The following is a 7,462-nucleotide window of genomic DNA, read 5'->3' as shown; positions in this document are numbered from 1 at the left end:
GTTCAAGTCCCCCCTCGGACACCACGACGTGGCCCCGTACCTGCGGCCGACTCACTGCCCCGACTGTGCAGGGCGAGGCTGGCGAGCAGGCCGAGGGCGAGGAACGCGGCCGCGGTGAAGGCGGACAGGCTGCTGGCCCGGGAGAGGGCGACCTTGGCATCCTGCGCGATCGGCTGCGTGGCCGGGTCGCGCTCCAGCTGGGGGATCACCGAGCCGGCGGTGACCTTGACCGTGTCGACGACGGCGGCACGCTGCTGGGGGCTCAGGTCGGGCATCTTCTCGAGCTGCCGGTCGAGGTTGGCTCCCAGTGCCGTGAACAGCACCGTGCCGAGGATCGCGATGCCCAGCGCCGAGCCGATCTGCCGGCTCGTGCTCTGCGTGCCCGAGCCTTGACCGCTCTTGGCCACCGGCACGTCGACCAGCACCACACCGGTGATCTGCGCGGTCGCCAGGCCGACGCCCAGGCCGTACACGAACAGCGCCGGGAGGGTCGGCCACCAGGCCCGGGTCGCCGAGATCGCCAGTCCGAGGGACACGATCCCGACGATCTCCAGGAGGATGCCGAGCCGGACGGTGTAGACCGCGCCGCGCCGCTGGGCGAGCTGGGCGCCGAACCCGCTGGCTGCGAACGAGCCGACCGCCAGCGGAAGCAGCGCCGCGCCGGTCTCGAACGCGCTGAAGCCGCGCACGTTCTGGAACCACAGGGGCAGGGAGAACAGGATGCCGAACTCCCCCAGGCTGACGATGAGCGCTACGACGTTGCCGTTGCGGAAGGAGGAGATGCGGAACAGGTCCAGGTCGAGCAGGACCGGCAGTCCCGCGGCGTGCCGGCGGCGTTCCAGGCCCACGAACAGCGCCAGTACGACGGCGCCGAGCGCGAACGCGACCGGCACCGGGGAGATCGACCACGACCAGGTCCAGGTCAGGAAGGTGAAGGGCTTGTCGAGGCTCCACCAGCCGTAGGTGCGCCCTTCGATGAGTCCGAAGACGATCCCGGTGAAGCCGACCACGGACAGGGCCGCACCGAGGTAGTCCGCCCTGCCGGTGACCGCGCCCTCCTTGGACTCGCGGATGAAGACCAGCGCGCCGAGCGCGACGGCGATGCCCAGGGGGACGTTGATGCCGAAGGCCCACCGCCACGAGTACGAGGAGGTGAGCCACCCGCCGAGCAGCGGCCCGAGTGCGGCCGTACCGCCGATGGTCGACCCCCAGATCGCGAACGCGACGGCGCGGTCCCGGCCCCGGAAGCCCGCGTTCAGAAGGGACAGCGAGGTCGGCAGCATCATGGCGCCGCCGACGCCCTGGGCCACCCGGGCGGCGATCAGGACGGTGCCGTCGGGCGCCATCGCTGCCAGGACGCTGGAGACGGTGAAGACCGCGACGCCGAGCAGGAACATCAGCCGTCGGCCGAACCGGTCCGCCAGCCGACCGAAGACGAGCAGCGTGGAGGCGAAGACGAGGGTGTACGCCTCCTGGACCCACTGCGCCTGGCTCGAGGTGATGTCCAGGTCGTCGATGATGGTCGGGATCGCAACGTTGACGATCGTCGCGTCCACGATGATCATCGACACACCCAGCGCGATGAAGGCGAGCCCCCACCAGCGCCGAGGGTCGTTCGTCCCGGTCCTGTCCACGGCGGATTCGCTGCTCATCGGTGTCGGTCCTCGCTTCCGGTCAGCACTGCTCTCACAGGCTGGTCAGGCCCTTCCACAGCAGGGCGACGCCGATCAGGACCAGTAACGCCGGCCACGGCGAGGTCGGAGTGGGCGGTGAGCCGGTCCTTGACCCGGCCCAGCGGCTGGAGAGCCCGGGAGCCCATCACCGCGTAGGTCACGAGCGGGGTCCACGCCGCCACGGACGCCAGGAGGGTGAAGCCGACCACCGCCGCGACCTCCGCCGCCGCTCCGCTCAGGTCGCCCCCGATCGAGAACCCCCCGGCCACCGCGAGCAGCGCCACCTTGGGGTTCGGGGCCGAGGCCAGCAGACCGAACCGAGCGGCGGAGGCCGGCGTGGCCTCCTCCAGGGTGCGCAGCCAGCCCGGCGGCTCGGCGTCGCCAGAGCGGCGGCGGAGCCTGCCCAGCCCGACCAGCACCAGCAGCCCGCCGAGTCCGATCCGCGTCCAAGAGGCCCACTGCGGTGGGGTGTCCGGGAGCGTGAGCAGGTCGGCCAGGAGGATCGCGAGCGTGGTGACCACGGCGACCCCGAGGCTCCAGCCCGCGGCGAACGCCGAGGAGCACGCCGCCGGGCGCGCGGTGAACAGCAGCAGGACGGCCGGGATGACCGCGAAGGGCGAGACCGCGATGCCCAGGGCTGCCACCACCGCCTCTGCCACCAGGGCATCATGCCACGGTGCTACCGCCGCCAGCACCGAGCGCCGGCCGGCTCCACCGACGTGGTGCCCGAGGACCCCGACCCCGAGTGAGACTTGATTGACTCAAGAGAAGAGGTCATACTCCGGTGGTGCCCACGACGACCGAGTACGAGCGCCTGCTGCGGGACTCGGCGCTGCGCGTGACCCGGCCGCGGCTCGCCGTACTGGCCGCCGTGGACGCCCACCCGCACGCGGACACCGACTCGGTCATCGCCGCCGTGCGCGCCGAGCTCGGCGAGGTGTCCCACCAAGCCGTGTACGACGTGCTGCGGGCACTGACCGGCGCCGGACTGCTGCGGCGGATCCAGCCCTCGGGCTCGGTGGCTCGCTACGAGTCCCGGGTCGGGGACAACCACCACCACGTCGTCTGCCGCTCCTGCGGCACCGTCGCCGACGTCGACTGCGCCGTGGGTGAGGTCCCCTGCCTGACCGCCTCGGACGACCAGGGCTTCGAGATCGACGAGGCCGAGGTCATCTACTGGGGCCTGTGCCCCGACTGCTCCACCGCACCACCCTCCTGAACACCCACCCATCCGCCCGGAAGGACAGCCATGGCCGAGCACCACGACGCCACCATCGGAGACATGAACTCGGAGGAGAGCGAGGGGCAGTGCCCGGTCGCCCACCGATCGCCGCACCCCACCCAGGGCGGCGGGAACCGGGGGTGGTGGCCGGACCGGCTCAACCTGAAGATCCTCGCCAAGAACCCGGCCGTGGCGAACCCGCTGGGTGAGGACTTCGACTACGCCGCCGAGTTCCAGAGCCTCGACCTCGCCGCGGTCAAGCGGGACATCGAGGAGGTGCTCACCACCTCCCAGGACTGGTGGCCGGCCGACTACGGCCACTACGGGCCGTTCATGATCCGGATGGCGTGGCACAGCGCCGGCACCTACCGGATCAGCGACGGCCGCGGTGGCGCCGGCGCCGGCCAGCAGCGTTTCGCCCCGCTCAACAGCTGGCCCGACAACGCCAACCTCGACAAGGCCCGTCGCCTGCTCTGGCCCGTCAAGAAGAAGTACGGCCGCGCGCTGTCGTGGGCCGACCTGCTGGTGCTCACCGGGAACGTCGCCCTGGAGTCCATGGGCTTCCAGACCTTCGGCTTCGCCGGCGGCCGCGAGGACGTGTGGGAGCCCGACGAGGACGTCTACTGGGGCCCCGAGGAGACCTGGCTGGGCGACGAGCGCTACACCGGTGACCGCGACCTCGAGAACCCCCTCGCCGCCGTCCAGATGGGCCTGATCTACGTCAACCCCGAAGGCCCCAACGGCAACCCCGACCCGCTCGGCTCGGCCCGTGACATCCGCGAGACCTTCCGCCGCATGGCGATGAACGACGAGGAGACCGTCGCGCTCACCGCAGGTGGGCACACCTTCGGCAAGACCCACGGTGCCGCCGACCCCAGCACGTACGTCGGCCCCGAGCCCGAGGGCGCCTCCCTGGCCGAGCAGGGCCTGGGCTGGCGCAACACCTTCGGCACCGGCAGCGGCGACGACACGATCACCAGCGGCCTCGAGGGGGCCTGGACGCCCACCCCGACGACCTGGGACAACAGCTACTTCGAGACCCTCTTCGGCTTCGAGTGGGAGCTGACCCGGAGCCCCGCGGGCGCCCAGCAGTGGGTCCCGAAGGGCGGCGCCGGCGCCGACCTGGTGCCGGACGCGCACGACCCGTCCCGCCGGCACGCGCCGATCATGTCCACCGCCGACATGGCCATGCGCATGGACCCGGTCTACGAGCAGATCTCGCGGCGGTTCCTGGAGCACCCCGACGAGTTCGCGGACGCGTTCGCCCGGGCGTGGTTCAAGCTCACCCACCGCGACATGGGGCCGGTCTCGCGCTACCTGGGCCCGGAGGTTCCCTCCGAGGTCCTGATCTGGCAGGACCCGCTCCCGCCCGTGGACCACGAGCTGGTGGACGCCGCGGACGTGGCGACGCTCAAGAGCCAGATCCTCGCCTCGGGCCTGTCGGTCTCCCAGCTCGTGTCGACCGCGTGGGCGTCGGCGTCCTCGTTCCGCGGCAGCGACAAGCGCGGCGGCGCGAACGGCGCGCGGATCCGCCTGGAGCCCCAGAGCGGGTGGGAGGTCAACAACCCCGAGCAGCTCGCGGTGGTGCTGCGCACCCTCGAGGGCATCCAGGAGAGCTTCAACGCCGCCCAGTCCGGCGGCAAGCGGGTCTCCCTGGCGGACCTGATCGTCCTCGGCGGCGCCGCCGCCGTGGAGCAGGCCGCGCGCGACGCCGGCCACCACGTCGAGGTGCCCTTCACCCCGGGTCGCACCGACGCCACGCAGGACCAGACGGACGTGGAGTCCTTCGCCGCGCTGGAGCCGGCCGCGGACGGGTTCCGCAACTACCTCGGGAAGGGCCAGCGGCTGCCGGCGGAGTACCTCCTGCTCGACAAGGCGAACCTGCTCACGCTCTCCGCCCCCGAGATGACGGTCCTGGTGGGCGGTCTGCGGGTGCTGGACGCCAACTTCCAGAAGTTGCCGCTGGGCGTGCTCACCGCCCGGCCGGGGTCGCTCACCAACGACTTCTTCGTCAACCTGCTCGACCTGGGCACCAGGTGGCGGGCCGTCTCCGACGCCGAGGACACCTTCGAGGGCACCGACGTCGCCACCGGCGAGGTCCGGTGGACCGGCAGCCGGGTCGACCTGGTCTTCGGCTCGAACTCCGAGCTGAGGGCGCTGGCGGAGGTCTACGCGAGCGACGACGCGCAGGAGAAGTTCGTGCAGGACTTCGTCGCAGCATGGGTCAAGGTGATGAACCTGGACCGGTTCGACCTGGTCTGATCCTCAGCACGAAGGGCCCCGGTCGCCGTACGGCGACCGGGCCCTTCGCGTCGGGTCCGAGGGTCTTTACCGGACGCGCGGACGGTGGCATCGTCGGGAAGGAAGGCTGGTTCCGCACCGTTCGCGGTGCTCTCGGGTAGGGGGTCAGTATGCGTTCATCTCGTCCTCAGCAGATCTCGGCGGCGCGCGCTGTCGCGCGCCGGGTGGCCACCGGTGTCGGGTCCCTGGTCGTCGTCACCGCGCTCACCGTGCCCGTCGCCGGACCGGCGCAGGCCACGGGCAAGCCCCGTCCGTTCAGCGACCTCTACGTCGCGTCGTACAACGGCGAGTGCACCCACGTCCTCTCGGTCATCAAGAACCCCAGGGTCACCAGGACCTGGGAGCCGGTCGGGGGCGCGTGCAACGCCGCCTCGGCGATGGCGGTGGTCAGGACCGTCCGGACCCTGGGTGCGCGGCCGGAGTTCGTCGGCGCTGAGTACACGCTGCGCGGCCGGCCGACCGGTGTGACCTACGCCTACCCGACCACCGTGACCATGGACCTCCCCGACGGCACGACCGACGGACGGGCCAACTACGCCGGCGGGTACTTCGACGGGGTCGTCTACCGCTTCAGCCGTGACTGGACCGACCCGGTGCCGCTGTTCTCCACCGGCCTCTTCCTCGGCGGCATCGCCTACGACCCGCACACCCGAAGCCTGTGGGTGCTCGACTCGCGGACGGACTTCGAGGCCGGCACCGGCGAGATCCGCAACTATGCGATGGACGGGACGCTGCGCTCGTCCTTCGTGGTCCGCGGCGGAAGCGACCCGCAGCCCTTCGCCCTGGCCTACGACGCTGCGGACAGGACGCTGTGGATCTCTAGGAACCGAGGGTTCGACACCCCCGCCCTTCTGGAGCAGTACTCCACGCACGGCCGCTATCTCGGGAGCACCACCACGTCTCTCACCGGCATCGTCGGCGGGCTGGAGTTCGCGCTGCGGCACCCGTGCCGGCACCACCACCACTCACGGTAGTCGCGGCAGGTACGGCGCGCGGTCGTCCCGCGTGCGCTCCATCCGCACCTGCACGCTGGGGTGGACCGCGTCGCCGGGCCTGATCGTCCGGGTTCGCCAGCCCAGCAGGGACCAGGCCCCGCCGGTGGCGTGGATGCGGCCCAGGGCACGCTCGGGGGGCAGTGGCTCGCCGTACCTCACCCCGACCTGCCGGCGGTAGGCCTGCGGGTCGACCCGCAGCCCCGCCGCGACCGCCTCGTCGACCATCCAGGCGAAGGCGAGGTCGGAGAGGGCGTGGTCGTCGGGGAACTGGCCGCCGACGTCGCTGTGCACCCCGGCGAACCACATCTCCTGGAAGCGTCCCGCGGACTCGGCGACCGCGTCGGCGTCGAAGCGGTACACCCCGTACGGTCGGCGCCGCTCGTCGATCGCCATGGCGTGCCGAGCCGTCCCCACGTTGGTGATCCGCGCGGTGAACGGCCAGCGGACCTGTTCCACCCGCGCCCGCCAGTTCAGCCAGCCGACCGACTTCACGGTGTCCCACACGCCGAGGAAGTGGACCTGGTGGCGGCTGCGGTCGAACGGGTGGGGGAAGTCCGGGTTGCCGAACTGCTCGGTGAACCGGTCGGCCAGGCGCCAGCCTTCCCGCTCCTGCTCCTTGGTCGGGTGCTGCGGCCGCTTCCTGGCGTAGAGCTTGACCGAGTAGGGCACCAGGTTCTCCGCGCCTGGACGCAGCAGCCCGACCGTGCGCAGCATCCCGGTCAGCGCCCGGGCCGTGTAGGCCCCGCGGGAGAACCCGAAGACGAAGATCCGGTCGCCGCGCTGGTAGTGCCGGAGCAGGAAGGTGTACGCCTCGGCCAGGTTGTCGCGGACCCCGTAGCCACCGACCAGGCCGGCCACCCGGGTGGCCCGCTGACCCCAGGGCGTCACCGCGCCCCGCGCGCCCATCGTGCCGACCCCAGGGTCGTAGTAGACGAGCTGACCGGGGTCCTTGACCGACACCGCGAACATCCGGGCCACGTTCGTGGTCCCGGACTCCGGCTCGTTGCTGGTGCCGTCCAGGCACACCACGAGCGTGCGGCCGGTCTCGGCGGCGTTCTCGGTCACGCGACACCTCCCGTGGGTCAGCCGATCAGGACGAACGGGGCCCAGTAGCGCTCGGCGTCCCCGCCCAGCGGCTCGGGGATCTCCTCCTCGTCACGCAGTCTCGGGTCGAGGTCACGGCCGCGGCGCCGGTCCGCGCGGGAGCCCGGCTCGCCGCCGAGCGCGGCGTACGCCGCCCGCAGCCCCTCCGCGCTGAGCTCCCGCACCGC

At 71.9% G+C, this 7,462-nt stretch carries 7 protein-coding genes; 3 read left to right on the top strand and 4 right to left on the bottom strand.

Going from position 1 to position 7,462, the window contains the following annotated elements:
- Positions 1-2 precede the first annotated feature (2 nt).
- Both PLP61_RS12805 and PLP61_RS12800 read right to left on the bottom strand, forming a co-directional pair.
- On the bottom strand, positions 3-1,652 hold the full coding sequence (locus tag PLP61_RS12805) for an MFS transporter (protein ID WP_324503116.1): 1,650 nt from the start codon (positions 1,650-1,652) through the stop codon (positions 3-5).
- Complete coding sequence (locus PLP61_RS12800; protein ID WP_324503115.1) at positions 1,649-2,332, bottom strand: GAP family protein; 684 nt, start codon at positions 2,330-2,332, stop codon at positions 1,649-1,651. The genes PLP61_RS12805 and PLP61_RS12800 overlap by 4 nt, the downstream gene beginning before the upstream one ends.
- A 128-nt stretch (positions 2,333-2,460) precedes the next feature.
- Between PLP61_RS12800 and PLP61_RS12795 the strand changes: the two genes are divergently transcribed.
- The 3 genes from PLP61_RS12795 to PLP61_RS12785 all read left to right on the top strand — a co-directional run bounded on the left by PLP61_RS12795 (position 2,461) and on the right by PLP61_RS12785 (position 6,170).
- A complete protein-coding gene (locus PLP61_RS12795; RefSeq protein ID WP_324503114.1) occupies positions 2,461-2,892 on the top strand; it encodes a Fur family transcriptional regulator in 432 nt (143 codons plus the stop codon).
- 30 nt (positions 2,893-2,922) lie between these two features.
- Entirely contained in the window at positions 2,923-5,157 is a 2,235-nt protein-coding gene (gene katG / locus PLP61_RS12790; protein ID WP_324503113.1) for a catalase/peroxidase HPI, read from the top strand.
- 149 nt (positions 5,158-5,306) lie between these two features.
- Positions 5,307-6,170, top strand: a complete 864-nt coding sequence (locus PLP61_RS12785) for an NHL repeat-containing protein (protein ID WP_324503112.1) — start codon at positions 5,307-5,309, stop codon at positions 6,168-6,170.
- On the opposite strand, the gene PLP61_RS12780 is transcribed toward PLP61_RS12785, so the two are convergent.
- Both PLP61_RS12780 and PLP61_RS12775 read right to left on the bottom strand, forming a co-directional pair.
- Positions 6,162-7,256 (bottom strand): T6SS phospholipase effector Tle1-like catalytic domain-containing protein, encoded by a 1,095-nt coding sequence (locus PLP61_RS12780; protein WP_324503111.1) that lies wholly within the window; start codon positions 7,254-7,256, stop codon positions 6,162-6,164. The genes PLP61_RS12785 and PLP61_RS12780 overlap by 9 nt on opposite strands.
- A 17-nt stretch (positions 7,257-7,273) precedes the next feature.
- The coding region (locus PLP61_RS12775; RefSeq protein ID WP_324503110.1) for a hypothetical protein at positions 7,274-7,462 on the bottom strand (189 nt) is incomplete at its 5' end.

This window comes from Nocardioides sp. (assembly GCF_035429765.1).
Lineage (GTDB): Bacteria > Actinomycetota > Actinomycetes > Propionibacteriales > Nocardioidaceae > Nocardioides.
The sequence above is the reverse complement of the archived record's forward strand: the minus strand, read 5'-3'. Positions and strand labels throughout refer to the sequence as shown.

Bases quoted from the DNA above. Each gene is read 5' to 3' on its own strand.
- PLP61_RS12805 (WP_324503116.1), bottom strand. From the start codon at position 1,652: ATGAGCAGCGAATCCGCCGTGGACAGGACCGGGACGAACGACCCTCGG.
- katG (WP_324503113.1), top strand. From the start codon at position 2,923: ATGGCCGAGCACCACGACGCCACCATCGGAGACATGAACTCGGAGGAG.
- PLP61_RS12785 (WP_324503112.1), top strand. From the start codon at position 5,307: ATGCGTTCATCTCGTCCTCAGCAGATCTCGGCGGCGCGCGCTGTCGCG.